A 23,235-nucleotide genomic window follows, 5' to 3' on the forward strand; every position below is an offset into this window, starting at 1 on the left:
GTACGGGGGCCGTGCATGTTTGCGACATAGAGGATTAATTCAGAAGTGCGGCCCATAACACTCGCGCTGTGCCTTACAAGGTCGCACAAAAAAGCCGACTCGCGAGGATCGGCTTGTGAATTCGAGCGAGGCTCTATCGATATTCATCGATCTCAGCGGTGCCGCCCATGGTTTCCATCATGGTGCGAATATCGTCGGGCACATCAGGCACGCGGTCGCCGCTCTCGTTGTCCCAATAACAGAAGAAACGCATCTGTGCGCCCTTGTCTGCGAGTAGCTGGCGCAAGTCATCTCGCGGCAAGTTCAGGCGATCAATAAGATAGCGGAGATGCGGTTCCAGGGAGTCGCTACGAACGGCGGCTTTGCTTCTCACCCCCCATACGCCGGTACGCCCCGGAACGCTGCTCAGTCGCCCCGACGGAGTCATAAACCGCTCCCCTTTGACTATCGCCGTATCCGGTGTAACGCTGAAATATCGGGTCCAGACTTCGGGATCTAAATCATCCCCGGCTATCGAAAATGATGCATGTGCGAGTTGATGTGCGTTCATCGTATGAAGATCAGTTTGCATAGTCCTGCATATTGCCGATGATGTTTTTCTAGATTCGTCGCCGAGCAGCGTTGACGCGCCTCTATTGCCAGCCCTGGCTGCGCGCGCAGCGCCCGCAATCCGCGAGCGCATCCTCGAAGAGACCAAAATCGACAATTGCGCAGCCTGTGAAGGCGAACAGCAACACGCCGGGGCGCACGGCGACATTGCACGGCTTCCGTTCAAGCTCCCGCGATTGGGCCAGCGAACAGGGCTATGCGCGCGACCTTGCCGAGCGGGCGCTTGCCCATACCGTGTCGAACAAGATTTAGGCGGCTTATCACCGCACCGATTTGATGGAACAGCGCCGGCCGATGATGGAAGTGTGGGCCGTGCCTGTTTGCAGCATAGAGGATTAATTCAGAAGTGCGGCCCATAACACTCGCGCTGTGCCTTGCAGGGTTGCAAAAAAAGCCAATTCCCGAGCATCGGCTTGTGCATTCGAGCGAGGCTCTATCGATATTCATCGATCTCGACCGTGCCGCCCATGGCTTCCATCATGGTGCGAATATCGTCGGGCACGTCAGGCACGCGGTCGCCGCTCTCGTTGTCCCAATAGCAGAAGAAGCGCATCTGCGCGCAAGTGCGCTCGATGAGTTCTCGCAAATCGGCACGGGGTAGCCCGAGGTGGCCCACCAGATAGCGAAGATGAGGCGTCAGATCGTCGCTCATTATTGCCTCCGCGCTCGAAACGATCCATGTGCCTTGCCGCCAAGGAATGCTGCTCATCATGCCGGACGGCATTAACCTGGGCTGCCCTTTGGCTCCCGCGCGAGATGGTGATACGCCAAAATAGTTCGTCCAGAATTCGGGCGGCTCGGTGTCCTGATAGATCGTGAACGCTGCGTGGGCGAGTTTGTGTTCGGGTGCCATCTCTGTTTCTCTCAGGGTGCCCAGCTATGCATGTTGTCGATGATCGCGCCTCTGAACTCGACATTCCCATCGTCGTGCCAAATAACGTTGTCGTCCCCGCGCATTCGATTGTCTTCTTTCATCATATGGATCATCCTGCCGAAGGTCTTGCGGTCATACCCCAGCATCTTCGCCGCGTAGTTTGGGTTGTTCGTGCTCTCGGCGAGTTCAACCACATCGCCGCTCAACGCATCAGGCACATACTCAAACGGCTGCGCGTCGCCGAGCAGCGTTGATGAGCCTCTATCGCCAGCCCTGGCTGCCCGCGCAGCGTTCAACCGGGTTTGCCAGGTGGCCGGATCATACTGGACGGACAAAATGGGTTCGCCGTCCGGGTGACTGCCTGTCCTCGCTATGGGATTCATTAACGGCGTGCTGCTGTACGGTGACGGAAACAGGCCATTACGCGGACCTTTAACGGCAAGCAGTTTGCCCCGGCGAATCTCTTCGAGAAGAGCAACGATCACCCACCAGCCATCGGTATCAGGGTTGCGGTCCCGTACATCATGAAAAAACAGCCAGTGACTGCCAATGAGATTCCTAATCAGTTTCCGGTCCTCCTCCCACTTCCTGCGATTCAGTGCGGCGATAGCAAGAAATTCCCGGGTCTCCGCCCTAGCCCTCTGAAGGTCTGCGGCCTTGCCGAGGCACGCCTTATAGTGCCATTCGTCGCAGATGACATAACAGGCACCCGGTGGCCGCTGGCAGAACAGCTCCACGGAGTGCATTTCAAATACGGACAGGGACATGGGTGTGTCGATGGTCTATCTGAAGTCGCTGCCGGAGTTGACAGCAGTCAGATAATTACTGTGCGACAGGCAGTCCGTACATGGGCGACCGCCCAAAATCTCGACGGCTCTCGACGAAACGGAAAAAAGCGCCCGCACGAACATTGCGGCTTTTCGCGCCCGTAGCGCGGATGCTCGCGGGCAGCGACCGTACCGCTGGTCTATCAGAGCGGAGAACTGCTCCACCTCGGGCCAGAAAAACAAAAACCCCGTAAGTCACTGAACTTACGGGGTTTTTCTTGAAAGCCTGGCGGAGGCGGTGAGATTCGAACTCACGGAAGGATTGCTCCTTCGCCGGTTTTCAAGACCGGTGCCTTAAACCACTCGGCCACACCTCCAAGCCGCAAATTGTAACCTGAAAAGACTTCGCTGCCGAGTCTAGGTGACCCGCCATCACTGCGGATCTTTCAGAAACAGCGCCTGCAAGTCGTTCAGGAACGCCTGCCCAAGCGGCGTCGGCGCGATCCGTTCGTGGTCGCGTGTGATCAGCTTGCGCTGTTCCGCTTCCTGCAACGCCGGCTCGATCGTCGTGATCGACAGGCCCGTGCGCTCGATGAACCGATGCACCGGAAATCCTTCTACCAGGCGCAGCGCGTTCAGCATGAACTCGAACGGCAGATCGCGCGGCCCGACCTCATGCTCTTCCTGCACGCTTGCACCAGCCCTGGCCTGCTCGATGAACGTGGTCGGATGTTTGTAGCGCGCTTGGCGCACGATGCGATTAGGAAACGACAGCTTCGTATGCGCGCCCGCGCCGATGCCGAGATAGTCGCCGAAGCGCCAGTAGTTCAGATTGTGTTTGCTCTGCCGATGCGGCTGCGCATACGCGGACACCTCGTAGCGCCCGTAGCCGGCCTCGGCGGTGCGTTGATGAATCCAGTCCTGCATGTCTGCGGACGCGTCGTCGTCGGGCAACGCGGGCGGAAACTTGGCGAATAGCGTGTTCGGTTCGAGCGTCAGGTGATACAGCGACAGATGCGGCGGGGCAAACGACAACGCCGTTTCCACGTCGGCCTGACATTCGGCGAGCGTTTGCCTGGGCAGCGCGAACATCAGGTCGAGGTTGAAGTTGTCGAACGTGGTCGCGGCGACTTCGACCGCGTGGCGTGCCTGCGCCGCGTCGTGAATGCGGCCGAGCGCCTTCAGATGCGTTTCGTTGAAACTCTGGATGCCCACCGACAGCCGGTTCACGCCGCTCGCGCGAAACTGCGCGAACTTGTCGGCTTCGAACGTGCCGGGGTTCGCTTCGAGCGTGATTTCCGCGTCGGCGTCGAGCGGCAGCAGCGCGCGAATATCCGACAGCATGCGATCGAGCCCCGCCGCCGACAGCAAACTAGGCGTGCCGCCGCCGATGAACACCGTATGCACCTGGCGGCCCCAGATCAGTGGCAAGGCCATTTCCAGGTCGGCGCGCAACGCGTCGAGGTAGTCGTTCTCCGGGAACGTCTCGCCTTTCCACTCGTGCGAATTGAAGTCGCAGTAGGGGCACTTGCGCACGCACCACGGGAAATGCACGTACAGCGCAAGTGGCGGCAGCGACGTCAAACGGATGCTGCCCGGCGACGTGAACGCACTGACGACACCCTTGCCGATGTCCGCCGGCGTCGATCGGATCGGAATCACGCTTCCTCCGACAGACGCGCGAGCAGTTGCCGCAGCGCGATCGCGCGATGGCTGCTCGCGTTCTTGACCGCCGGCTCAAGTTCGGCGGCGCTCGCGTTCAGCGACGGCAGATAGAAGTACGGGTCGTAACCGAAGCCATGCTCGCCGCGCGGCGCGTCCAGGATTTCGCCATGCCAGCGGCCTTCGGCGATCAGCGGCTCGGGATCGTCCGCGTGACGCACGAGTGCGAGCACGCAGTAGTAATAGCCGCGGCGGTCGCTCACGTCCCGCAGTTCGTCGACGAGGCGCGCGTTGTTCGCCGCGTCGCTTTTCTCGCCGCCGGCGAGTTGCGCGAAGCGGGCCGAGTAGACGCCCGGCGCGCCGCGCAGCGCGCGCACGCAAAGGCCCGAGTCGTCGGCGAGCGCGGGCAGGCCGGTGAGCCGCGCAGCGTGACGGGCCTTCGTCAGCGCGTTTTCAACGAAGGTGGGATGCGGTTCTTCCGCTTCCGGCACGTTGAGTTCGCCTTGCGCGATCAACTCGATGCCGGCCGCGCCGAGCAGCGCCGCAAATTCGCGCAGCTTGCCCGCGTTGTTCGACGCGAGCACGACCTTTTTCAGCGGCATTCCCGACGTTACGCCGTGAGCATTGTTCCCGCCACCGTCCTGACGAACCTCATTCACTGCTGCACTCCCAGCGCCTCTTTCTGCTTCGCGATCAGCGTGCTGATGCCGTCGCTCGCGAGATCGAGCAGCGCATTCATTTCTTCGCGCGAGAACGGCACGCCTTCCGCGGTACCCTGAATTTCGACGAAGCCGCCCGCCCCCGTCATTACGACGTTCATGTCGGTGTCGCACTGCGAGTCTTCGTCGTAGTCGAGGTCGAGCACCGGCACGCCGTCGTACACGCCGACCGAAATCGCGGCGACGTAATCCAGGATCGGCGAGCTTTCGATGCGGCCCGTGGCAAGCAATCTGGCGACCGCATCATGCGCGGCGACGAACGCGCCCGTAATGCTCGCGGTGCGTGTGCCGCCATCGGCCTGGATCACGTCGCAGTCGAGATTGAGCGTGCGCGCGCCGAGCTTCTCGAGATCGAACACCGAGCGCAGCGCGCGGCCGATCAGCCGCTGGATTTCCTGCGTGCGGCCGGTTTGTTTGCCGCGCGCGGCTTCACGGTCGCTGCGGGTATGGGTGGCGCGCGGCAGCATGCCGTATTCGGCGGTGAGCCAGCCCTGGCCGCGATCGCGCAGAAACGGCGGTACGCTCTCGCTGACGCTCGCGGTGCAGATCACCTTGGTGTCGCCGAATTCGACCAGCACCGAGCCCTCCGCATGCTTCGTGTAGTGACGCGTGATGCGCACGTCGCGCAACTGGTGGGGCTGGCGGCCGCTGGGGCGTTGGGTGTCGTTGCTCATGTCGGAATGGGTCGGGATGGGCTGGAGGAGGGCGGAGGAAAAACCCTAATTTTACCGCCGATCGGATAGGGCGGTTGCCCATACGGATGGCTGCGACAAAAATGGGATAATGCCGATTCCCCGCCCCGCGTCTCGTACACGCCGGGCGATCCGCTTCTCAGGCCATCGTCTACCGCATGGCCCCAATCGCGAGAAATACGATGATCTACAGCATGACTGGCTATGCGAGCGCCACGCGCGAACTCGTGGCAGCCTCGGGCACGGGTGGCGTCAGCGTGTCGGTCGAATTGCGCACGGTGAACTCGCGCTTTCTCGATCTGAACTTCCGCATGCCGGAAGACGTGCGCGTCGTCGAACCGACGCTGCGCGAGATGCTGATGAACAAGCTGTCGCGCGGCAAGGTCGACATTCGCGTGAATCTGCAGCGCAGCGAGCAGTCGGCGAACGCGGGCGCGATCAACCGCGACGCGCTCGCGCAACTCGCGCAGCTGGAACGCACGGTGCTCGGCACGTTTCCTGAAGCCGGCCGTCTGCGCACCGGCGAAATTCTGCGCTGGCCGGGCGTGCTCGCCGAAAGCGGCATCGCGCCCGAGACGCTGCGCGATGCGGTGCTCGGATGCGGCAAGCAGGCGATCGCGGACCTGATCGACGTGCGCGCGCGCGAAGGGCGCGCAACTCGCGACGATGCTGCTCGCCAACGTCACCGAAATGGAGACGATCGTCGTGAAGATCACCCCGCTCGTGCCCGAGCTGATTGCGCGACATCAGCAGAAAATCGTCGAGCGTCTGCAGGAAGCGCTCGGCATCGCCGCGCCGGATGCGGCCGTGACGATCGTATCGCGCGAAGAGATCAACGAGCGGATTCGCCAGGAAGTGACGATGTACGGCATTCGCATCGACATCGCCGAAGAGCTGTCGCGCCTCACCGCGCACCTGAACGAAACGCGTCACGTGATCGAGAAGGGCGGCAAGGTCGGCAAGCGGCTCGACTTCATGATGCAGGAGCTGAACCGCGAAGCGAACACGCTCGGTTCGAAGGCGGTGGCGAAGGAACTCGCGGATTCGTCGATGACGCTGAAGCTCTTGATCGAACAGATGCGCGAGCAGGTACAGAATCTCGAATAAGGCTGGAGCACCACACATCATGACCGACCACCATCCACGCGAAACCGGCGCGGCGCGCCATTCGTACGCCGGCGCGTATCCCGGCAACCTGTTCATGGTCGTCGCGCCGTCAGGCGCGGGCAAGTCGACGCTCGTGAACGCGCTGCTCGCGAGCGACGACGCGATCCGTCTGTCGATCTCCTACACGACGCGCCCGCCGCGTCCGAAGGAGCAGGACGGCGAGCACTATCACTTCACGAGCGTCGAAGATTTCATGCAGCGTCACGACGCGGGCGAGTTTCTCGAAAGCGCGGAAGTGCACGGCAACTATTACGGCACGTCGCGCGTGTGGATCGAGGAGCAGATGAAAAACGGCCATGACGTGCTGCTCGAAATCGACTGGCAGGGTGCGCAGCAGGTGAAGAAGCAATTCAACAACGCGGTGGAGATTTTCATTCTGCCGCCGTCGCTCGAAGCGCTCGAAGAGCGTCTGAAAAAGCGCGGCCAGGACGAGCCGAACGTAATCACGCGACGCTTGCTCGCGGCGGGCGGCGAGATCGCGCACGCGGCCGAAGCGGAGTACGTCGTGATCAACGAGAACTTCGATCGCGCGCTGGCGGAGTTGCAGTGCCTCGTCGGCGCGACGCGCTCGCGCTTCGCGTCGCAGTACGCGCGTCACACGCAGCTTTTCATGCAGCTCGGCATCCACCTGCCGCACGCGTGAGCGCGGCGTGGTGTCAAGCACATAAGGTAGAATAAGCAACATACTGAGAAGGAACCCAACATGGCCCGCATTACCGTCGAAGACTGCCTCAAACAGATCCCGAACCGTTTCGAACTCGCGCTTGCCGCAACCTATCGCGCGCGTCAGCTCGCTCAAGGCCACACGCCGAAAATCGAAAGCCGCGACAAGCCCACCGTCCTCGCGCTGCGTGAAATCGCATCGGGTCAGGTCGGCGTCGAAATGCTGAAGAAGGTGCCGGTCTAAGGCGCAAGGATTTTCGTTTTCGACTTGCCGGTATTCGCCACACCGGATTGCTCAACGTGCAGAACTGCGTCCAACCCTGACCGCTACCGGAGGCGACCATGAGTGCTACCCCGCCCACCGCCACGGAAGCGGAGCACGACACCGACTCGCCGTCCTCTGCACGCAAGTACATCGACGCGGTCCTCGAGCAATCGTTTCGCCATCTGTTCGGGCCGACCGCCACGCCGGAGCAGCCGCGCCGGCATGATGTCGTCTCCATCGCCAATCTGACGTCTGCGCTGTCCGGCTATCTGCAGCCGGAAGAGATCAAGGACATCAAGGCGGCGTTCCACTTCAGCGACGAAGCCCACCTCGGCCAGTATCGCCAGAGCGGCGAGCCCTACATCACGCATCCGGTCGCCGTCGCGGAAATCTGCGCGGGCTGGAATCTCGACGCCCAGGCGATCATGGCGGCGCTGCTGCACGACGTGATGGAAGACCAGGGCGTGACCAAGGCAGAGCTCGCCGAGCGCTTCGGCGCGAAGGTCGCGGAACTGGTCGACGGGTTGTCCAAGCTGGACAAGATGGAGTTTCGCAATCGCGAGGAAGCGCAAGCGGAGAATTTCCGCAAGATGCTGCTCGCGATGGCGCGCGACGTGCGCGTAATCCTCGTGAAGCTCGCCGACCGGCTGCACAACATGCGCACGCTCGGCGCGGTGCCGTCGGAGAAACGTCGCCGTGTCGCGCGCGAAACGCTAGACATTTACGCGCCGATCGCTCACCGGCTCGGCCTGAATAATACCTATCGCGAGCTGCAGGACCTGAGTTTCGCGAACTTCAACCCGCACCGTTACGCGACACTCGAAAAAGCCGTGAAGGCGGCGCGCGGCAATCGTCGCGAGGTGGTCGGCAAGATTCTCGAATCGGTGCAGCGCGCGATTGCGGACGCGAAGCTCGACGCCGAAGTCACCGGTCGCGAGAAAACCATCTTCAGCATTTACAAGAAGATGCGCGACAAGCAGCTGTCGTTTTCGCAGGTGCTCGACGTGTATGGTTTTCGCGTGGTCGTCGAGAGCGCGCTCGAGTGTTATACCTGCATCGGCGCGTTGCATGCGCTTTTCAAGCCTGTTCCGGGCAAGTTCAAGGATTACATCGCGATCCCGAAGGTGAACGGCTATCAGTCGCTGCACACCACGCTCGTCGGCCCGTTCGGCGCACCGATCGAGTTTCAGGTGCGCACACGCAAGATGCACGAGATCGCCGAGGCGGGCGTTGCCGCGCACTGGCTGTACAAGAACGGCAGCGCGGATCTGAACGACGTGCAGAAGCGTGCGCACCAGTGGCTGAAGTCGCTGCTCGACATTCAGAGCGAAGCGGGCGATTCGAGCGAATTCCTCGAGCACGTGAAGATCGACCTGTTCCCGGATGCGGTCTACGTGTTCACGCCGAAGTCGAAGATCATGGCGCTGCCGCGCGGCGCCACCGCGCTCGACTTCGCGTACTCGATCCACAGCGACCTCGGCAACCAGTGCGTCGCGGTGAAGATCAACAACGAGCTGTTGCCGTTGCGTACCGAGCTGAAGAGCGGCGACATCGTCGAAGTCATCACGGCGCCGTATTCGAAGCCGAACCCCGCATGGCTCGGCTTCGTGCGCAGCGGCAAGGCGCGCTCGGCGATCCGTCATTATCTGAAGACGATGCGTCTGAACGAGTCGGTGCAGCTCGGCGAGCGTCTCGTCGATCAGGCGTTGAAGGGCTATGGCCTTGCGCTATCGGACGTGACGCCGGAGGCGTGGGAAAAGCTCGTGCAGTGGACGGGCAACAAGAACCGTCAGGAAATTTTCGCGGACATCGGTCTCGGCCGGCGAGTCGCCGCGGTGATGGCCAAGCGCATCGAAGTGCTGATGAGCGGGCGCGACGCCGACGACGACGGCTCGCGCTCCGAGTCCGGTTCGACGCCGCACGCGCCGCCGGTCGTCATCACCGGTACCGAGGGCATGTCGGTGCAGCTGTCCGCGTGTTGCCGTCCGATTCCGGGCGACGACATCATGGGCTATATCGGCATCGGTCTCGGCATGGCGATTCATACCACCGACTGCCGCGTCGCGCAGCGTATCCACCGGCGCGATCCGGGCCGCTGGATCGACGTCGCGTGGGCGCCGCAGCCGGGGCGGCTGTTCGATGTCGCGGTCAAGGTACTGGTCAAGAACACCAAGGGCGTGTTCGCCCGCGTAGCGGCCGACATCACATCGGCGGACGCGAACATCGTCCATATCGCGATGGACGAAGATCTGTCGCAGGAATCCACGATTCTGCGCTTCGTGATCCAGGTCAGCGACCGGGTGCATCTGGCCAATGTGATGCGGCGCGTGCGCACGAATCCCGATGTGATGCGCATCACGCGTGAGCGGCCGAGCGAAGAGGGGCATCACCGCCACGACGGCGGCATGCGCATCGACCGCGAGCGCGCGGATTACTGAACGGCTTCCGGCTGGGCGTCGGCGCGGCTTGGACTGGCGCTTCACGCCAGTCAGGCATCTTTCGTGCGGCGGCTCAGGATACAACTCAAGGCTGGTCTCACCTGAACTCCAGGGGGAACGCAGATGAACGTGTCCGACCTCGCTGACGTGGCGCTCGATTACTGGGTGGCGCGCAGCCTGCACGACTTCGTGCGCGAAATCTACTTTACCGATAGTGGCGAGACTGTTGCGATCCGCGGCAACGATCGTGGTCGTCCGTGGGACGGGCGTTTCACGCCTTCCGCATCATGGGAGGCGGCTGCCGTTGTGCTCGAGCGCGCGATGCGGCTCGACGTGCGCGAGCAGAGCGATAAAGGGGCGGTATGCGTCGCTGAGTTCAAGGGCGGGCAGCGAGCCTCGGAGGGAATGGGCGACTCGCTGCGCATTGCTTTGCTGCGGGCGTTTGTCGTGAGCCGTTTCGGCGATACCGTCGACGACGTGCTGCGCGAGCGCCAAGCACTGACCGGCATGCGGACCGACACGATCAGCGAGCAAACGGTGGGCGGGGTCGTCGAGGACTTGCCGCACCCGGATGGGCAAATTGGGGATATCCAGTCGCCGCCGCGATGAGTTGCTGGCGCACGGGCACGGCATGGTGCGCCAGAAAAAACAAAGGGCCTTCCGGTTGGAAGGCCCTTCACAGGTGGTGCGGCTGGCAGGATTCGAACCCACGACCCCTTGGTTCGTAGCCAAGTACTCTATCCAACTGAGCTACAGCCGCACGCAAAACGGTGATGCTTACTATAAAAACTGATGAAACCTGAGAGCTCCCTGTAAGGGCGCTCTCGAATAAGGTGGCGCGGCTGGCAGGATTCGAACCCACGACCCCTTGGTTCGTAGCCAAGTACTCTATCCAACTGAGCTACAGCCGCACACAGAAACGAGATTATAGCCAACAGATCTGAAAAACGGAAGCCCATCACGGCGATTTGTGTCCCCGGCCCGATCGTGTAACCTTTTATGAGATTGTTGCTAGTTGCTGTTAATGGATGATTATGAACAAGGCCTTTGTCAAAGAGTCGAGCGAAGACAACGATGACGATCTCGACATCGCCCAGCCCGACGTGCCCGCAGGCACCAAAAATTACATGACTCCCGCCGGTCATCGGCGTATGCGTGATGAATTGCTGCATCTGATCGATGTCGAGAGGCCCGAGGTTGTCAAGCTCGTGTCGTGGGCGGCGTCGAACGGCGACCGCTCGGAGAATGGCGACTACATCTACGGCAAACGCCGTCTGCGGGAAATCGACCGGCGCATCCGTTTTCTGACCAAGCGGCTCGATCTAGCCGAGGTCGTCGATAGCAGCCGGCAGGAAAACGTCGACCAGGTGTTTTTCGGCGCGAGGGTCGACTATGCGACCGAGGACGGCGAAGAGCATCAGGTGACGATCGTCGGTGTCGACGAGGTCGACCTGGACATCGGGCACGTAAGCTGGATTTCGCCCATTGCGCGTGCGCTGCTAAAGGCTAAAGTCGGCGATACGGTCACGCTGTTCACGCCGGCCGGTCCGCAGTCGATCGACATTCTCGACGTCAAGTATCCGCTGCCTGATAGCGGCCGCTAGGCCTCTGGCGAGGACGTGGGCTCACGTGCACGCACGCAGGCCTGCGCACAAAGCGGCAAAAACCCACGTCGGCACGGACATAAAAAAAGGCGCCGCGAACGGCGCCTTCTCTACTGCCAGTCCTTGCGCAGTGCTTAGAAGCGGTGACGCAGACCTGCGGTCACAGCGACTTGCTTGTTGTTGCCCGAAGCACCGCCCACGCCATTGATGTAGGCGTTAACGATCGAGTCTTCGTTTGCTGCCTGATACACGCCTTGCAGATACACGTCGGTACGCTTGGACAATGCGTACGCGGTTTGCAGGTTGACCTGGTTCCAGTGCACGTGCGAGCTCGACAGGTTGGCGCGGGTGTACGTGTACGCGCCAGCGATGCTGATTGCCGGCGTCAGCGCGTAACGGGCGTTGGCTTCAAAGTTCTGGAACTGAGCGCTGTTGGTCGGGAAGCCGATGCCGCTCGTTATGCCCGATGCGGCCGCGCTGATACCTGCCAAGCCATGCAGGTTCGTCTGCGAGTACACGAGGCCGACCGTTGCCGGGCCGAACGCGTAGTTGGCGCCTGCGCCCCACGTTTGCTGACGCTGAGCGAAGAACGTGTTGTCGCCCGACACCGCGCCACCCGAGTTGAACGCAGCGGCTGCGCTGTTCGCGCCATTGCTGTTCAGTTGCATGTACGCAGCGGCAACGTTCAGGCCGCCCCAGTTATACGACGCGCCCGCACTGTAAGCGCGGTTGTTGGCGAAGCCGGCAGCCTGGTTCGAGAAGCCGTACAAGCCGCCAAACTTGAAGCCGCCGTAGTTCGCGCTCTGGAATTTGGCCGAATTGTTGATACGGAACGAGTTGTTCAAGTTGTCGTTGTCGAACGGGTGCGCGAACTGCGTGCCGCCGTACTGCGTGCCGGTCAGTGCCAGCGGGCCGACGTAGTCGACCATGCTGTCGTATTGACGGCCGAGGGTCACGGCACCGAACTGGTCGCTCGACAGACCGACGAAGGCCTGACGGCCGAACAGACGGCTGTTCTGCTTGAGCGTGCCGTCATTGATGCCGAAGCCGTTCTCCAACGTGAAGATGGCCTTCAGACCGCCGCCCAGATCTTCAGCGCCACGCAGGCCGAAACGGCTGCCGTTCACCGAGCCGCTCGTCATCGCCACGTTGGCGCCGTGCTGGTTACTACTCGGATTCGGATGCTGGTTGTTCGTATAAGTGATTCCGGCGTCGATCAGGCCATACAGGGTGACGCTACTTTGCGCGTGCGCTGCCGTTACGAAAACGCCCGACAGGGCAGCGACCATGAGTGTCTTCTTCATTGATATAACTCCAAGAGCGAGAGAGGTATAAAACCCTGGCTTAGGAGACCTTCACGCGAGCGCTGCGAGAAGCGGAATCCGCGTGAGAAGCGCGTTGACCACATCCGCGCCGGTTTCCGATTAGGCAGAGTTTAGAGAGACACTTCCGGGAGTTGGCGTTCCGATTCGCGCAATAAAGTATTACGCGACGAGAAACGATCGCTAATCGCCATTCAAGCCTTATGGATAAAGGCTTTGCGTCGACTGGGCGGATTCGGCGTCTGAATTTTCCTAAAGCGCGTTGCTGATTCGCGACACCGAACGATGCGGAAAAACAACGGGAAGAAATGCGGGAAAACGATTGTTGTTGTGGCGGCAATAGACGATTGTTAATTATGTGAATAATCGAACTTGCATATGACCGCTATACTCTTATTTCTGCTTTTCGAAGCAGACTTTTTCGTTGACGAAAAAGATCTCCAAACCTTTGTCAGCGCGACCTTCCAGTCGCGCTTTTTTTATGGCGGACGAGTTTCGCGAATGTCTCTAATGAGCGGGCGCAGTACCTTCCGCGTCGTCCCAGTCCGCCTGCGCGGGCACGCTCCAGTCTTCCATCACATAACGGCGCGCATCCATTGGCGAGGAGAGCAGGTTCTGCCAGTGGTCTCCGTGCCACATCGGATCGAAGTCGAAAACGGTGCATGAATCCCCGATCTGTGCGGGCTGGTCTGATATGACCTTTGCGTGCGAATGAGTGAGCCAGGTGAAGAGACGGTGAATTTCCTTGGACAGCATGGCAACCTCCTGAAGCGCATCGCTACAACTGACTTCCATCATGCGAGTGAGGCGGCGCCGCAACAAGTCGGACAAACACTTACGCAAAGATAGACTTTGTTACATTTGTATTGCATATTTTCGCAAATTTTCCCGTTTGCGGACTCGGATTATTTTCGTTCAGGTAAATTTGACGCGCCGACCTATATCCCTGTAGTTTGAAGCCTTACCTTTTTATACGCTAAACGCATATGAAAAGTTTACTTGACGGTCATTCTCTGTTCCCCGTATAACGGCAAAGCCGAATTTGATTGGCTGTTTCTGCCTTGACCAGATATAGGCAATTGAATCGGGGTTGGATCGATTCAAGGGCAACGCCCGCTTTTGGATAAATCACAGAGGGAAAACAGCAGATGGAAACTGGTATCGTCAAATGGTTCAACGATGCTAAGGGTTTTGGCTTCATCACGTCGGACGTGGGTGGCGAGGATCTGTTCGCGCACTTTTCGGAGATCCGCAGCGAGGGCTTCAAGTCGTTGAAGGAAAATCAGCGCGTGTCTTTTGAAGTCAAGACCAGCCCGAAGGGCAAGCAGGCGGCCAACATTCAGCCGCTGTAAATGCGCTGGGCTGGGCGCGCCGCCCGCGCAGTCGGGAGCGAAAAACCCTCGCCGTCGCGCGAGGGTTTTTATTTTTATCTAGATGTCTCCAGGTCGGATCTTCGGTAACTGCGTGGTTCAACAATACGCGTTTTTGTCGGAAGATAATCCATCGAAGCGAATTGACTACGTCTGGATTAATGGTCTGGTTTAAGCGTCTGCGGGATTTCAGCGCAAAATCGACGGCCCATGCCGACGCAGCTTCCAGCTGCGCACGCGGCGCTGTCTGGATGCGCAACGTCCAACTGGTGCATACTTCCCGCAAATTCATGCCGGAATCCCTTGTCCCATGTCTGAACTGCTTTCGCCGGAACCGGCACTCGACTCACCCATCGTTTTCGTAGATCTCGAAACGACCGGCGGCTCCACGAGCGAGCACCGCATTACTGAGGTTGGCGTCGTCGAAGTCGGGCTGGCCGGCGTCTCGCGCTGGAGCAGCCTGATCGACCCGCAGCAGCCGATTCCGTCGTTCATCCAACAGCTGACCGGCATCACGAACGACATGGTGCGCGGCGCACCGACGTTCGAGTCGATCGCGCCCGCGTTGTTCGAGCGTTTGAACGGCAAGCTGTTCGTCGCGCACAACGCGAGTTTCGATCGCGGATTTTTACGCAGCGAATTTCGTCGCGCGGGAATCGCGTTCGATCCGGACGTGCTGTGCACGGTGCGGCTGTCGCGCGCGCTGTTTCCCGGCGAAAAGCGCCACGGTCTAGATGCGCTGGTCGAACGCCATGCGCTGGTGCCGTCCGACCGCCACCGCGCGCTCGCCGACGCCGATCTGATCTGGCAGTTCTGGCAGCGTCTGCCGACGCTCGTGCCGCTGGAAGCGCTGCGCGCGCAGATCGAGCGCACGACGCGTCGCTACCGGCTCGCGGGCGACATCACCGAAGATTTGCTCGACACCGCGCCGGCTGGCTGTGGCGTGTATGCGTTTTATGGCGAAGACGATGCGCCGCTGTATGTCGGTCGCAGCGTGCGCGTGCGTCAGCGGCTGCGCTCGCATCTGACTGGCGAGCGGCGTTCGTCGAAGGATATGCGGCTAGCGCAGCTCGTGCGACGCGTCGAATGGCACGCGACCGGCGGAGAACTCGGCGCGATGCTCGCGGAGGCGCAGTGGATCGCAACGCTGCGGCCGGGCCACAACCGCTTGCCGCGCGTGACGAAGAGCGATCCCGCGAACGCGCCGTGGCCGTTCGAGGGGCCCATCGTGTTCGAGGAGCGTGAGGACGCGCAGGGTATCTTCCACGTGGTCGATCGCTGGCGCTACCTCGGACACGCGTCCTCGCTCGTCGCGGCGGCGCAGCTGCATGCGTCGACGCTGGCTGGGTCGTTCTCGTTCGAACTCTCGACGTACCGTATCCTGCAAAGCCATCTGGCGCGAGGCCTGCGCGTGATGCCGTTGAGCGTGTCGCGTGATAGCCCTGAGTCGAGCATCGTCGCGTGACGCTTATGCGACGTGCGCGCGCCGTGGCGTTACCGGAATCAGCCGGTGGCGCCGACTCCGCCCGTCTCGCACACGTGACCTAGTGCGTGCGTCAACGCGCTCGAATGCGCAGAGTCATAGCGCGTCAGCGCCTTCCAGTTAGCCAGCGATTGCGCGACCCGCGACGGACAATCGTCCGCCGCGCGCAGCGGCTGCACGCGCGCCAGACTCGCCATCAACGACTGTGTCAGCTTGTCGAGCTGCGGTCGGGTGCTGGTTGCGAGATCGGGTGCGGGACCTTGCGGTGGCTGGGTGCGACGCCAGTTCGCGAAGAGCGCGTTCTGCACGTCTTTGCTCGCATCGATCTGATCCTGGAAGAACGCGCGGGCGAACGCCGGGTCGACGTTTGCCGCCGCGGCGCGCTTTTCCACCTCGGCGAGCAGCGCGTTTTCACGCGGCGTATCGGTGATCGGCTGGTGGTTCGCCCACTTCCAGCGTGCGACCGGTTCCGCGAGTGCAAGGCGCTGCGAAACCAGCGCGATCAGGCTCGTGAGCGCGGTGTCGTCACCGTCGGCGAGGGCGGGGGCGGGCGAGAAGGCGAAGGCGGCGGCGATGACGAGCGCGCATGACGCGCCGAAGCGATGCAAATGGTTCATGAGGTGGACATGGCCGGGCGGCCGTTGACGGAAAAACCAGAAGAATAAATGATGCGCCGCAACCTGCGAGCACCGGGTCGATTCACACGGATCGTCGCGGCGAAGTGGGCGAGAGAAGGACGCGCGTACACGCTCGAGCCGCGTGGCCCAGTGCAACTGCTGTGCTCAGGCGAACTGATCCAACGTCATGACGGAGATGTCGGACGCGTAATGAGGACGCGAGTATTCGCTGCGCGTGAAATCGACGAGAGCGAATGCTGCGCCGCCCCAAGGAACCGTTACTTCGGATCGCACGACTTGCGTTGTTCGTCAAAGAAAGCGCGAACATGCTCGGGCAGCTCGGCTCCCAAAAACTCGACGGCCACAGGTTCCGGATCCGGGTAAAGAACTTTGTCCGGGGTCGGAATCTTCGGTGGTTTGGCATCCATGATCTTTCTCCTTTGCGAATCGATTATCGGCCTCGTTCCCTGCATCGCACCAGTGTCCGATGCGAGTCATACACACTCTGTTGCTTTAACGGCACAAGCCGACACACCAGCGGAGGGATTGAATAAAATTTATCGTCTGACTATTGCCTGCGTTTCGCGGTCTGTTTGATCCGCTTAATTGCCAGCGCGAAATCATCTCTTTCCCGCTCCTTCTGCCGGTCCCTATCGAGCCTTGCCAGCCTATGTTTCAGCACGACCGATCGATATTTTCGCCGCGCTGCATCTAACGTTATTGCATGACTAAAACGTGACAAACTTGTGCATTGCCGCATCGACAGGTTTTTCGCTTTTCCTGAACTGAACGTACGCAATTTGCCGATTGCATAACTTGCAGTCTAATTCTTTGTAAACGACCCATTCCCCATCGCGTTGACCGCGCAAAACACTATTTAAAGATTTGGTCATTAATCAACTGACTGACAGGGGTTGGCAAACACATTCCCGCATTGCCGTGACAAAAGGACCTCATTTGGTGACAAGTCATGCGCAGCGCACCGGGCCACCTATGATTGAAGCGACTACTGATGGCTCGACGTGCGCTGGCAGACGGACACGCGAGGCGCAGCGCGGATGATGACGTTCTTCATGTTCGGGAGAGGTCGCGATGGAAAGCGCTGTCTACTGGAACGGACGTCAGGTTGGCCTGGAATGCACCGGCAGGATCTTGTGGTTCGCGTCGGCACCCGCGCAAGCGATAGCCGCATACGGCGCGCCACGCCAGCAGCCGAGCGCACAGGCCGATACCGTCGTTGCGCGCAACCTCGCGATGCCACGGTCGTACGACCCGCTCCACGTTCCCGACCAGGCTGGCCATGCGTTGCGCCACGACATCGCGCCGGACGCGGCGCAACGCTGACCGCAAACGGCTGTATCAGGCCCGAAGCGACTCGTCGGCGCACCCTCGAGACCTTACCGATCAAGTGGGGTGTTAGCGCACACACCGCGTTGCGGCGAACTTATACGATGCAATTGCCGGGCTGCCGTCGGCCTCTCACCCGTTGTCGGGTGAACCGGCAACCACACCCGCATCAGTCTGCAAACAGCCGATACCGAAGGCCGGCTGCGCGAGGAGGGTAGGCCTGTCTCGCAACATCGTTGCATCAACACTATTTGCCGCTGGGAGCCGCGCATCGCGTGGCCGCACCTCTTTTACCTGGCGCTGCGTCGTGCTCACTTGCGTGATCGCCGGGCAATTCAATGGGAAAGATCTACGGCCTGACTGGACCGCGTGCGTTCGCGGCGTTGCTCGCCGTCGTTCATCACTTTGCCGACAACGAAGGGGGCTGCCACTGGGCATTGTGCAACTCATCGATAACTGGGTCTGGGGCGTTGACATCTTTTTCATGCTGCGCGGCTTCATCCTTGCCTATACGGATCTTCCTTCGCGAGCGACCGCGTTCGGCTGGGTCGACTATCGATCGTTTATCGTCAAGCGGTTTGCGCGCGTGTATCCGCTGTATCTGGTGACGTTTCTGGTGTTCGTCGGCCGATGTTTCGTCGCGAAGCGAGCTGGAACTTCGTGTCGTGGTCGATCAGCGCCGAATGGTTTGCCTTTCTGTTTCTGTTTTCGCTGTGCGCGAGAGTGCTGAGCCGGCTGTCGCGCGTGACTTTCGGTGTGATCGTGCTGGTGTGCTGGCCGACGTTGTGCGTGTACTGCTTCCTCTATAACGACGGCGATGTCGGGCTGACCACGTTCGGTGTGCTACGGATCGTGTTGCAGGCGTGGCGGGACATCTGGGATGACTTGCCCGACGAAATGGCGCTCCCAGTGTGCGATGCGAAACTACCCACCGAGGCTGGTGAACCGGCGAATCGGGATAACTGGCAAACGGCGGCGCAGCGGATAGCGGATGAGTTTTTCGAGCGCGATACCGCAAATGGTTGTCGTGACTCGCCCGCTGGCTATTCGCAACGGGTGGTAGAGGAAATGAAGGAGCGCTGGCGGTGTTTCAACGCATATTTGCGCACGAACTGGCCACTGCGCTCCGCGATGCCAATGTGGCGGTTTCGGCAAATCTCGTACGTGCGTCGCATATGCGTGCATTGATGCGTCGGACCGCGAAGCGCAGGACGGGGCGCGATGAGGCGCCTGAAATCTATTTCCACGTCACGCATACCATGCACTAGTACTTGCGTGGCCTCGCGCGAGCAGGGAGAGGAACTTCTGGTTTCGGCCCAGTTTGGGTCGTTCAACAAACAAGAGTTGAGTCCTGATCTCATTGTCAACGAGCGAATCCAACATCCATCAGCGGCTCTTTTAGCGGTCGCGGTTTAAGCGCGTACAGCACCGCATCTACAGCTCGTTCCCAGATGACCAGCGCGTTCCTCCTTGCCCGTCCGCTCAGGCGACGAAGTGTAGTTGAACGAGCCAGTTTCAGCGCTACGCCGGTTGAGCACCTTTCCTTACCGGCTTCACCTGAGCGGAGCGAAAGGCCTGGTCGCGAGTGGCGCGCTGGATTGCGCCATACCTATCAATGCGCGGATCTTTGCGGCAGGCCTTTCGGTGCGCTCAAGAATCGGTATAAGCGGATACCGCACCACTCCGAATACTCCACCAAATAAGACGTGACTGGCTTGAATTCAACCGGCCTTAACTCACGATGCACCACTGGCAGCGAGCTTGACAAATAGTCTGGCTGCTTCGTTGCCATGGGACAAAGCGCGCAGTGCAAGGGAGAGCGCTAGCTGTGCGTCGTGGGATGCCGCGCTACGATCCTGATCGAAGAGCTTGACGGCGTGGCGCATATGCTGCGCCGCCTGCATGTGAAGCTCCACGGCCGCCGCATGATGTTTTGCCACGTCCGCGGCACTTGCGCCTAAGCCGGTCGATGGAGGCGTTATTGATGGCGTATTGGCGCTGTGCGCGCCAGCGTCGTGTGCCTGATCGATCGCATGCAACGTGTGGCCATGGGCCATCATCGCCTGATGTGCGGCGTGGGCAAGGTCTTGACCGTCATCGAAATGCCGCGACGCCTCGCGGTGATGTCGCGCGGCCTGCTCGTGGTGTGACGCCGCGGCTTCGAGATGCCCTTTCTTGCTGTGCTTCGTGTTCATGCCGGCTCCTGTGCAACTTCAGGACTGGTTCGGATGGCGACCGATTCGAAGACACAGTGGTGGGTCGCAACAAGATCCTAATCTACACGCCCTTGCGCCTTCTGTGGCATTTGCGTCTCGCGGAGAATCGTCGCGCTGTGGCGATCACCGCGCGGTCAGCATCCGGAGGATTTTCTGCACGATGCGCTCATGCTGCTCCAGCGCCTCATCGAGCGTACGTGCTCCGTAGCTCGTGTTGTCTCGCGCTTCCATTCCGGCGATGCGCGTCACGAACAGCGAAACCTCCCCGGTTTTCGGTTCGGACACACCGCGGAAGCGGGTCGTGACCGTCACGCCGGATTCGTCCAGCAGCGTGCGGCGGAAGATCAGTTCGTTCTCAGTCATCCAGCGCGACCACTCGCCGCGGTCGAACACCTCGACAGGCCTGCTCTTCGCATCGAGGACATAGAAGCGTTTCCAGCTCGACGGGACGGAGCGTGCTTTCATATTTCAATGCGAAGGCGTGAGCAGGAAGCCGATCGCCTCCCGCCACCAGGTTTCGTCGACGCGGCCCATCCGGTCGTTATGTTCAGCCGCCTCACCACCATCAGCTGTCTCGGTTCGGCCAGCGAGTTGTAGAGCGCTTCGCCGAAGCGCGGGACTGCCGCGCGCTTGCCGCTATACTTCCCCCTCCACCAACGGACACGTAGCCGGCACACATGGCCACGTTCGTGCAATTCGTCTTGCAACTGGACCAGGACCTCGAAGCGCTGCTGGTCCGGCATGGGCCGTTGGCCTACGCAATCCTCGGGGCGATCGTCTTCTGCAGTGTCGGCGTACTGCCGCTCGTCATTCTGCCCGCGGACATGCTCCTGTTCCTGTCCGGCGCGCTCGCTGCCGTCGGCGTGCTGCAGCCTGTGTGGCTCGCGCCGTTGCTGGTCGCGGCCGCGGTTGCAGGAAAAGTGTTCAACTATGCGCTGGCACGTGCCGTCGCGTCGGTATGGAACCCGAAGCGCAGCGGCTGGATCGACAAGGTGACTGCGCGAACGCGCGCGCTCTACGTACGTCACGGCGCCGCGCTGCTGCTGTACTCTCCGTTCATCGCAATCGTCCGGGCGGTCGCGCCCGCGCTCGCCGGCGCGACGAAGATGCCGTTTCGCCGCTTCGTGCGCTTCGCGACCGGCGGCGCGGTGATCTGGATATGCTCACTTGCGGGTCCCGGGTATTTTTTCGGCAACGTGCCGTGGGTCCGCTCGCACCTGCCGGCTGCGATGGCGATCGTGATCGGCGCGGGTGTCGTCGCGCTCGTCGTCAGCCTGCTGTGGCGAGGACGGCGCAAGCGCCGCACCGCCGACCCGACGCTACCCGACGAAAAGTCCCCCTGCGACTGACGCGGCGGCCCACAACCCGCCAGGCAGCGCTGCTCGCGAGGAAACGCATGAACCCGGGCCTGCTGAAATGCACATGTGCGGCCGTGCTCGCCACACTGCCCGGGTGGGGACTGTATGTCGGCCGCCCCGTGCTGGTGCCAGTTGCGTTTGGCACCATCGCGACGTACGTGGTCTTCGGTCTCGCCAACCTGCTGCGCCGCATTCCCTACCTCGGTGCACGCCTGCGGGACGGCCTGCGCCACGCGATCGCTGCGACGCTGATGCTCTTCACGGTCTACCTGTCGGTCGACCTGCTGCTGTCCGACAGGGGACCGGCTGATGGCCGTCGCGCCGAAGTACGAGGCGACGCTGCTCGTACTGTTTACGAAGTTCGCCGCGCTGCTGCACATCGAAACGGAGGCCAACTGGGCTGCGATCCGCCGCGACCTGTTAGCGAGCGTCAACGTGCAGGCGATCATAACCGCCACGCTGTCGTCGGTGTCGTCGCTGCTCGCGGCGATCATCGTCGTGCTGCTTTATGCGACGTTCTTTCTCATCGAGCACGCGAAATACCGCCGCAAGCTCGTGAACTTCGCGGGCGACTCGACGCGGATCGTGTCGGTAATCGACGAGATCAACTCGAAGATCGGCGTCTATCTCGCGATGAAGACCCTGCTCGGCGCGATCCTTGGCATCGCGAGCTGAACCTGCATGCGGCTCGTCGGACTCGAATTCGCGGAGCTTTGGGCGGTGCTGGCCGGCCTACTGAACTTCATCCCGTATGCGGGCTCGTGGATCTCGGTCGCGGTGCCGACGCTGCTCGCCGCGCTGCAGTTCGGTCAGTGGAACGCGGCGATCGTGCTGTTCATCTCGCTCACGCTCGCGAACTTCGTGGTCGGCCATCTCCTCGACCCGTGGCTGATGGGCGGCTCACTGAACCTGAGCCCCGCGGTGATCCTGATCAGTCTGGCGGTGTGGTCGTCGATCTGGGGCATCGCGGGCGCCTTCCTCGCAGTGCCGATCACCGTCGGCCTGGTCATTGCGTTTTCCACGTTCGAATCGACACGTCGTTTCGCAGTTCTCCTGACGAACGATGACTAACGTTGTTCGCCTGTCGGTAACGTCCGTTGATTTCAGGGATACTTCGTGCGCGTGGCGCGCGCCTCATCACTCTCATAAAGGGATGCGATACCGGCGAACCGAGGACGTATGTCCGCTGGACCTTTAGATGGGGACGCTGGCGCCCGCTATGCGATGGCCAACCGCTTCGGGTCGGGAGCGGGTGTTCCCTTCGCGCTACAGCTGTAGGCCGCCGCCTCGAAGGGGTTGGGGCGTCGCGGGCAAGCGGTGCCTCGAGGAGACAACCAAACTCGCGGGCAAAGTCGACAGAGACGCGCGCGTGGACGGCGCCCTGCTTGTCAAAGAACCGCTGGGTTCCTTCGAGAGTGAACACCCCTTCATGCCAGATGTTTGGATGGATGTAGAGGCCCTGCTGTCCATCAAAGCGAAAGCACACGAACTTCTCTGGCGCTATGTCGTCCCCGGGCAGCGCCAAGGGAACGTAGAACGGGCGATGGTCGAGAGGAAAGAACAGTTGTCCACCGTCTGGGTGGTAGTTCGCGTGCCAAAGCAACATGCGCTCCGGTACATTGGTGTTGTCGTCACGGGCTGCTTCAGGCTCCACTGCGTACGCAAGGATGTAGTTGCCGCCCACAGCCTCGTTTCGACCGTACAGAATGTCCCCGCGCCATTCGCTCACAAATGTGCCTTCGGTCGTGCCTGCCTCATCACCGGTTCCGGGGTCAACGGGCCTTGCACCCACTGCCGGCCACTGCACAATCTCGATCGAACACTCGCTCGGGTCTGCTACAAGCCTGCCGAATCCATCAAGCGTTGTGGGGGTCGCATCGACCACGGGCATTGACACGCGCCGAAGGCCAGAAGGAAGGCTGGGATTGAGGTAATCGATTTCTTGGGTCATTGCGGCAGTCTACAGGAGTAGAACGTACCGACCGCCGATGGTCGAACAAAGAGTTTGACCGCCGCTTGTCCACGTGGAAAAGCCACTGGCACAACGTTGGACCTGACGTCG

Annotated in this window: 26 protein-coding genes, 3 tRNA genes and 1 pseudogene; 14 read left to right on the forward strand and 16 right to left on the reverse strand. The window is 61.1% G+C overall.

Annotation, left to right across the window (positions count from 1 at the left end; translation table 11 throughout):
• Window positions 1-133 precede the first annotated feature (133 nt).
• Entirely contained in the window at window positions 134-550 is a 417-nt protein-coding gene (locus tag OKW38_RS23075; RefSeq protein ID WP_090805427.1) for a DUF4279 domain-containing protein, read from the reverse strand.
• Between the two features lie 71 nt (window positions 551-621).
• On the opposite strand from OKW38_RS23075, the gene OKW38_RS23080 reads away from it, so the two are divergent.
• On the forward strand, window positions 622-861 hold the full coding sequence (locus tag OKW38_RS23080; protein ID WP_222944933.1) for a hypothetical protein: 240 nt from the start codon (window positions 622-624) through the stop codon (window positions 859-861).
• A 181-nt stretch (window positions 862-1,042) separates the two neighbouring features.
• Here the strand turns inward: OKW38_RS23080 and OKW38_RS23085 are convergent, their stop codons facing one another.
• The 6 genes from OKW38_RS23085 to rph all read right to left on the reverse strand — a co-directional run bounded on the left by OKW38_RS23085 (window position 1,043) and on the right by rph (window position 5,305).
• A complete protein-coding gene (locus tag OKW38_RS23085) occupies window positions 1,043-1,462 on the reverse strand; it encodes a DUF4279 domain-containing protein (protein ID WP_090801462.1) in 420 nt (139 codons plus the stop codon).
• Between the two features lie 11 nt (window positions 1,463-1,473).
• Window positions 1,474-2,250, reverse strand: coding sequence for a hypothetical protein (locus OKW38_RS23090; protein ID WP_090801461.1), 777 nt, complete (start codon window positions 2,248-2,250; stop codon window positions 1,474-1,476).
• Between the two features lie 287 nt (window positions 2,251-2,537).
• Window positions 2,538-2,627: transfer RNA gene (locus tag OKW38_RS23095), tRNA-Ser, on the reverse strand.
• A 55-nt stretch (window positions 2,628-2,682) separates the two neighbouring features.
• Window positions 2,683-3,912: a radical SAM family heme chaperone HemW gene (gene hemW / locus OKW38_RS23100; protein WP_429335171.1), complete on the reverse strand. Its 1,230-nt coding sequence runs from the start codon at window positions 3,910-3,912 to the stop codon at window positions 2,683-2,685.
• On the reverse strand, window positions 3,909-4,571 hold the full coding sequence (rdgB, locus tag OKW38_RS23105; protein WP_409258975.1) for an RdgB/HAM1 family non-canonical purine NTP pyrophosphatase: 663 nt from the start codon (window positions 4,569-4,571) through the stop codon (window positions 3,909-3,911). The genes hemW and rdgB overlap by 4 nt, the downstream gene beginning before the upstream one ends.
• Complete coding sequence (gene rph / locus OKW38_RS23110; RefSeq protein WP_090801456.1) at window positions 4,568-5,305, reverse strand: ribonuclease PH; 738 nt, start codon at window positions 5,303-5,305, stop codon at window positions 4,568-4,570. The genes rdgB and rph overlap by 4 nt, the downstream gene beginning before the upstream one ends.
• A gap of 200 nt (window positions 5,306-5,505) precedes the next feature.
• On the opposite strand from rph, the pseudogene OKW38_RS23115 reads away from it, so the two are divergent.
• The 5 genes and pseudogenes from OKW38_RS23115 (at window position 5,506) to OKW38_RS23135 (ending at window position 10,465) form a co-directional block, all read left to right on the forward strand.
• A pseudogene (locus OKW38_RS23115) lies at window positions 5,506-6,430 on the forward strand (YicC/YloC family endoribonuclease).
• A 19-nt stretch (window positions 6,431-6,449) separates the two neighbouring features.
• Entirely contained in the window at window positions 6,450-7,133 is a 684-nt protein-coding gene (gmk, locus tag OKW38_RS23120; RefSeq protein ID WP_090801453.1) for a guanylate kinase, read from the forward strand.
• A 60-nt stretch (window positions 7,134-7,193) separates the two neighbouring features.
• Window positions 7,194-7,397 carry a DNA-directed RNA polymerase subunit omega gene (gene rpoZ / locus OKW38_RS23125; RefSeq protein ID WP_008921215.1) on the forward strand — a complete coding sequence of 68 codons (204 nt, stop codon included), beginning with the start codon at window positions 7,194-7,196 and terminating at the stop codon, window positions 7,395-7,397.
• A gap of 98 nt (window positions 7,398-7,495) precedes the next feature.
• A complete protein-coding gene (locus OKW38_RS23130) occupies window positions 7,496-9,856 on the forward strand; it encodes a RelA/SpoT family protein (protein ID WP_090801451.1) in 2,361 nt (786 codons plus the stop codon).
• Window positions 9,857-9,979: 123 nt separating this feature from the next.
• A complete protein-coding gene (locus OKW38_RS23135) occupies window positions 9,980-10,465 on the forward strand; it encodes a phage protein NinX family protein (protein ID WP_090801449.1) in 486 nt (161 codons plus the stop codon).
• A gap of 74 nt (window positions 10,466-10,539) precedes the next feature.
• Here OKW38_RS23135 and OKW38_RS23140 read toward each other — a convergent pair.
• Both OKW38_RS23140 and OKW38_RS23145 read right to left on the reverse strand, forming a co-directional pair.
• A tRNA-Arg gene (locus OKW38_RS23140) sits at window positions 10,540-10,616 on the reverse strand.
• Window positions 10,617-10,690: 74 nt separating this feature from the next.
• Window positions 10,691-10,767, reverse strand: a tRNA-Arg gene (locus OKW38_RS23145).
• A gap of 123 nt (window positions 10,768-10,890) precedes the next feature.
• Between OKW38_RS23145 and greB the strand changes: the two genes are divergently transcribed.
• Window positions 10,891-11,460 (forward strand): transcription elongation factor GreB, encoded by a 570-nt coding sequence (gene greB / locus OKW38_RS23150; RefSeq protein WP_429335170.1) that lies wholly within the window; start codon window positions 10,891-10,893, stop codon window positions 11,458-11,460.
• Window positions 11,461-11,594: 134 nt separating this feature from the next.
• On the opposite strand, the gene OKW38_RS23155 is transcribed toward greB, so the two are convergent.
• Together OKW38_RS23155 and OKW38_RS23160 are read right to left on the reverse strand one after the other, a co-directional pair.
• The gene (locus tag OKW38_RS23155; protein ID WP_090801447.1) at window positions 11,595-12,764 is read right to left on the reverse strand and encodes a porin; all 1,170 of its coding nucleotides are present in this window, start codon (window positions 12,762-12,764) and stop codon (window positions 11,595-11,597) included.
• Window positions 12,765-13,289: 525 nt separating this feature from the next.
• A complete protein-coding gene (locus tag OKW38_RS23160; RefSeq protein ID WP_090805424.1) occupies window positions 13,290-13,538 on the reverse strand; it encodes a hypothetical protein in 249 nt (82 codons plus the stop codon).
• 392 nt (window positions 13,539-13,930) lie between these two features.
• Here OKW38_RS23160 and OKW38_RS23165 point away from each other — a divergent pair, with 392 nt between their 5' ends.
• Both OKW38_RS23165 and OKW38_RS23170 read left to right on the forward strand, forming a co-directional pair.
• Window positions 13,931-14,134 carry a cold-shock protein gene (locus OKW38_RS23165; RefSeq protein WP_090801445.1) on the forward strand — a complete coding sequence of 68 codons (204 nt, stop codon included), beginning with the start codon at window positions 13,931-13,933 and terminating at the stop codon, window positions 14,132-14,134.
• 328 nt (window positions 14,135-14,462) lie between these two features.
• Window positions 14,463-15,617, forward strand: coding sequence for an exonuclease domain-containing protein (locus OKW38_RS23170; protein WP_429363197.1), 1,155 nt, complete (start codon window positions 14,463-14,465; stop codon window positions 15,615-15,617).
• Window positions 15,618-15,655: 38 nt separating this feature from the next.
• On the opposite strand, the gene OKW38_RS23175 is transcribed toward OKW38_RS23170, so the two are convergent.
• Together OKW38_RS23175 and OKW38_RS23180 are read right to left on the reverse strand one after the other, a co-directional pair.
• The gene (locus tag OKW38_RS23175) at window positions 15,656-16,252 is read right to left on the reverse strand and encodes a chorismate mutase (protein ID WP_184023301.1); all 597 of its coding nucleotides are present in this window, start codon (window positions 16,250-16,252) and stop codon (window positions 15,656-15,658) included.
• A 278-nt stretch (window positions 16,253-16,530) separates the two neighbouring features.
• A complete protein-coding gene (locus tag OKW38_RS23180; protein WP_018421453.1) occupies window positions 16,531-16,680 on the reverse strand; it encodes a hypothetical protein in 150 nt (49 codons plus the stop codon).
• A gap of 664 nt (window positions 16,681-17,344) precedes the next feature.
• Here OKW38_RS23180 and OKW38_RS23185 point away from each other — a divergent pair.
• Together OKW38_RS23185 and OKW38_RS23190 are read left to right on the forward strand one after the other, a co-directional pair.
• Entirely contained in the window at window positions 17,345-17,596 is a 252-nt protein-coding gene (locus OKW38_RS23185; protein WP_429363198.1) for a hypothetical protein, read from the forward strand.
• A gap of 633 nt (window positions 17,597-18,229) precedes the next feature.
• Complete coding sequence (locus OKW38_RS23190; protein ID WP_429363200.1) at window positions 18,230-18,787, forward strand: hypothetical protein; 558 nt, start codon at window positions 18,230-18,232, stop codon at window positions 18,785-18,787.
• Between the two features lie 548 nt (window positions 18,788-19,335).
• On the opposite strand, the gene OKW38_RS23195 is transcribed toward OKW38_RS23190, so the two are convergent.
• Window positions 19,336-19,794: a hypothetical protein gene (locus tag OKW38_RS23195; RefSeq protein WP_429363201.1), complete on the reverse strand. Its 459-nt coding sequence runs from the start codon at window positions 19,792-19,794 to the stop codon at window positions 19,336-19,338.
• Window positions 19,795-19,938: 144 nt separating this feature from the next.
• On the reverse strand, window positions 19,939-20,280 hold the full coding sequence (locus tag OKW38_RS23200) for a hypothetical protein (RefSeq protein WP_184012527.1): 342 nt from the start codon (window positions 20,278-20,280) through the stop codon (window positions 19,939-19,941).
• Between the two features lie 212 nt (window positions 20,281-20,492).
• Here OKW38_RS23200 and OKW38_RS23205 point away from each other — a divergent pair, with 212 nt between their 5' ends.
• The 3 genes from OKW38_RS23205 (at window position 20,493) to OKW38_RS23215 (ending at window position 22,244) form a co-directional block, all read left to right on the forward strand.
• Complete coding sequence (locus OKW38_RS23205; RefSeq protein WP_187613216.1) at window positions 20,493-21,164, forward strand: VTT domain-containing protein; 672 nt, start codon at window positions 20,493-20,495, stop codon at window positions 21,162-21,164.
• A gap of 318 nt (window positions 21,165-21,482) precedes the next feature.
• Entirely contained in the window at window positions 21,483-21,848 is a 366-nt protein-coding gene (locus OKW38_RS23210; protein ID WP_429363203.1) for a hypothetical protein, read from the forward strand.
• A gap of 6 nt (window positions 21,849-21,854) precedes the next feature.
• Window positions 21,855-22,244 (forward strand): AI-2E family transporter, encoded by a 390-nt coding sequence (locus OKW38_RS23215; RefSeq protein ID WP_429363205.1) that lies wholly within the window; start codon window positions 21,855-21,857, stop codon window positions 22,242-22,244.
• Here OKW38_RS23215 and OKW38_RS23220 read toward each other — a convergent pair.
• Entirely contained in the window at window positions 22,180-23,124 is a 945-nt protein-coding gene (locus tag OKW38_RS23220; RefSeq protein ID WP_429363206.1) for an ureidoglycolate lyase, read from the reverse strand. The genes OKW38_RS23215 and OKW38_RS23220 overlap by 65 nt on opposite strands.
• Window positions 23,125-23,235 lie beyond the last annotated feature (111 nt).

It is taken from the genome of Paraburkholderia sp. MM5496-R1 (genome assembly GCF_050436205.1).
GTDB lineage: Bacteria > Pseudomonadota > Gammaproteobacteria > Burkholderiales > Burkholderiaceae > Paraburkholderia > Paraburkholderia tuberum.

Excerpts from the sequence above, each read along its gene's own strand:
- OKW38_RS23180 (WP_018421453.1), bottom strand. The coding sequence starts at position 16,680 with ATGGATGCCAAACCACCGAAGATTCCGACCCCGGACAAAGTTCTTTAC.
- OKW38_RS23190 (WP_429363200.1), top strand. The coding sequence starts at position 18,230 with ATGTTTCGTCGCGAAGCGAGCTGGAACTTCGTGTCGTGGTCGATCAGC.
- OKW38_RS23075 (WP_090805427.1), bottom strand. The coding sequence starts at position 550 with ATGAACGCACATCAACTCGCACATGCATCATTTTCGATAGCCGGGGAT.
- OKW38_RS23135 (WP_090801449.1), top strand. The coding sequence starts at position 9,980 with ATGAACGTGTCCGACCTCGCTGACGTGGCGCTCGATTACTGGGTGGCG.
- greB (WP_429335170.1), top strand. The coding sequence starts at position 10,891 with ATGAACAAGGCCTTTGTCAAAGAGTCGAGCGAAGACAACGATGACGAT.
- gmk (WP_090801453.1), top strand. The coding sequence starts at position 6,450 with ATGACCGACCACCATCCACGCGAAACCGGCGCGGCGCGCCATTCGTAC.
- OKW38_RS23170 (WP_429363197.1), top strand. The coding sequence starts at position 14,463 with ATGTCTGAACTGCTTTCGCCGGAACCGGCACTCGACTCACCCATCGTT.
- OKW38_RS23210 (WP_429363203.1), top strand. The coding sequence starts at position 21,483 with ATGGCCGTCGCGCCGAAGTACGAGGCGACGCTGCTCGTACTGTTTACG.
- OKW38_RS23220 (WP_429363206.1), bottom strand. The coding sequence starts at position 23,124 with ATGACCCAAGAAATCGATTACCTCAATCCCAGCCTTCCTTCTGGCCTT.
- rph (WP_090801456.1), bottom strand. The coding sequence starts at position 5,305 with ATGAGCAACGACACCCAACGCCCCAGCGGCCGCCAGCCCCACCAGTTG.
- OKW38_RS23185 (WP_429363198.1), top strand. The coding sequence starts at position 17,345 with ATGGAAAGCGCTGTCTACTGGAACGGACGTCAGGTTGGCCTGGAATGC.
- rpoZ (WP_008921215.1), top strand. The coding sequence starts at position 7,194 with ATGGCCCGCATTACCGTCGAAGACTGCCTCAAACAGATCCCGAACCGT.
- OKW38_RS23160 (WP_090805424.1), bottom strand. The coding sequence starts at position 13,538 with ATGCTGTCCAAGGAAATTCACCGTCTCTTCACCTGGCTCACTCATTCG.
- OKW38_RS23090 (WP_090801461.1), bottom strand. The coding sequence starts at position 2,250 with ATGTCCCTGTCCGTATTTGAAATGCACTCCGTGGAGCTGTTCTGCCAG.
- OKW38_RS23205 (WP_187613216.1), top strand. The coding sequence starts at position 20,493 with ATGGCCACGTTCGTGCAATTCGTCTTGCAACTGGACCAGGACCTCGAA.
- OKW38_RS23215 (WP_429363205.1), top strand. The coding sequence starts at position 21,855 with ATGCGGCTCGTCGGACTCGAATTCGCGGAGCTTTGGGCGGTGCTGGCC.
- OKW38_RS23085 (WP_090801462.1), bottom strand. The coding sequence starts at position 1,462 with ATGGCACCCGAACACAAACTCGCCCACGCAGCGTTCACGATCTATCAG.
- OKW38_RS23130 (WP_090801451.1), top strand. The coding sequence starts at position 7,496 with ATGAGTGCTACCCCGCCCACCGCCACGGAAGCGGAGCACGACACCGAC.
- OKW38_RS23175 (WP_184023301.1), bottom strand. The coding sequence starts at position 16,252 with ATGAACCATTTGCATCGCTTCGGCGCGTCATGCGCGCTCGTCATCGCC.
- OKW38_RS23165 (WP_090801445.1), top strand. The coding sequence starts at position 13,931 with ATGGAAACTGGTATCGTCAAATGGTTCAACGATGCTAAGGGTTTTGGC.
- OKW38_RS23195 (WP_429363201.1), bottom strand. The coding sequence starts at position 19,794 with ATGAACACGAAGCACAGCAAGAAAGGGCATCTCGAAGCCGCGGCGTCA.
- OKW38_RS23155 (WP_090801447.1), bottom strand. The coding sequence starts at position 12,764 with ATGAAGAAGACACTCATGGTCGCTGCCCTGTCGGGCGTTTTCGTAACG.
- OKW38_RS23200 (WP_184012527.1), bottom strand. The coding sequence starts at position 20,280 with ATGAAAGCACGCTCCGTCCCGTCGAGCTGGAAACGCTTCTATGTCCTC.